Source organism: Streptomyces sp. NPDC090022, assembly GCF_044748145.1.
Classification (GTDB): Bacteria; Actinomycetota; Actinomycetes; order Streptomycetales; family Streptomycetaceae; genus Streptomyces.
In genome coordinates this window covers 1-1,364 of record NZ_JBIVFN010000068.1, presented here as the reverse complement: position 1 = coordinate 1,364, position 1,364 = coordinate 1, and the positions used below count along the sequence as shown (strand labels likewise).

Here is a 1,364-nt window from a genome sequence, read left to right as displayed (position 1 = left end):
GCCACCTCCAACGCCGACACCAGATGCTCCGCAGCCGTACGCACCAGCACACCGACAGCAGCCGCATCCATCGGCGACACCGCGTCGACCGCCAGGCCGATCGCGTCGCCGTCGTCGTCCACCGAAACGGCGAGCGGGTAGTTGGTCAGTTCCCTGGCGAACAGGGTGCGGATACCGCCCACCGGTCCGTCCGCCGGCTCCTGCGGCTCCGTGGGCTCGGTCTTGGTGTTGTGCCGGTAGTTGAACAGGGCGGAGAAGAGAGGCGAGTTGCCGGCCATACCGCTGGCCTGGATGGCCAGTGCCAGCGGTGCGTGCTCGTGTTCCAGCAGGTGCGCGAGCTGGTCCCGCATCGCCGACACCGCGCCCAGGACGCCGATGTCGTCGGTGCGCACCCGCACGGGCAGCGTGTTCATGAAGGGGCCGGGGACCCGTTCCGAGGCTGCGCCGGCGTTCATCCGGCCGAACAGTACGGTGCCGAAGACCACGTCGTCCCGGCCGGCCATCGCCGCCAGGGCACGCGCCCATGCCACGTGCATCACCGTCGCCGTGCTCGCGCCGAGACGGCGGGAGACCTCGCGCAGCCGGGCATCCAGCTCGGCCGGGAACGGCACCCGGGCCCGCACCACGCCCGAACCGTCGCCCCGGACATCCAGCGCACCAAACGGCGCGGTCCCTTCGGTGACGTCGCCGAGCAGTTCGGCGAAGTAGCGCTCGTGCCCTTCGGTGTCCGCCCCGCTCCTGGCCCGGGCGACGAAGTCGCGGAAGGGCAGCGCTTCCGGCAGCCCGTCGCCGCGGCCGGTGAGGAACGCGTTCAGTTCTCCAAGGACCACCTCGAGCGCGGTGTGGTCCTGAACGATGTGGTGCATGCGCACCAGCGCCACCCACTCCCCGTCTCCCGGGACAGGGGCGACGTGGGTGGTGATCAGCGGTGCCCGGTCGAGATCCATCGACAGGCCGACCGAGGTCATCAGTTGTTCGACCGGGTCCGTGCCGTCCGGGTTCAGGATGACCTCGGTCACGGACAGTTCGGCCGCACGCCACACCACCTGGACGGGTTCGCGCAGCCCGTCCCAGACGATCCCCGTCCGCAGGATGTCGTGGCGAGTGATGACCTTCTGCAGCGCGTCGAGGAAGGCGTCGAGGCGCTCACGGGAGCTGAACTCCATGACGACGGGCATCACGTACGCATCGTCGTCGTCGTGGGCGAGGAGGTGGTGGAAGAGCAGACCCTCCTGGAGCGGCGCCAGCGGATAGACGTCCGCGATGTTGGCCGCGCCACCCTCCACGGTCGCGACGACCCGCTCGATCTCCTCCACCGTCAGCTCCACCAACGGCAGCATCTCCGGCGTGATCACCTCCGCACC

The 1,364-nt window shown here is 69.9% G+C and carries 1 protein-coding gene; it reads right to left on the bottom strand.

The features are described from left to right. A partial coding sequence (locus tag ACIPXB_RS37140) for a condensation domain-containing protein (RefSeq protein WP_401457430.1) occupies nucleotides 1–1,364 on the bottom strand: 1,364 nt, incomplete at both ends.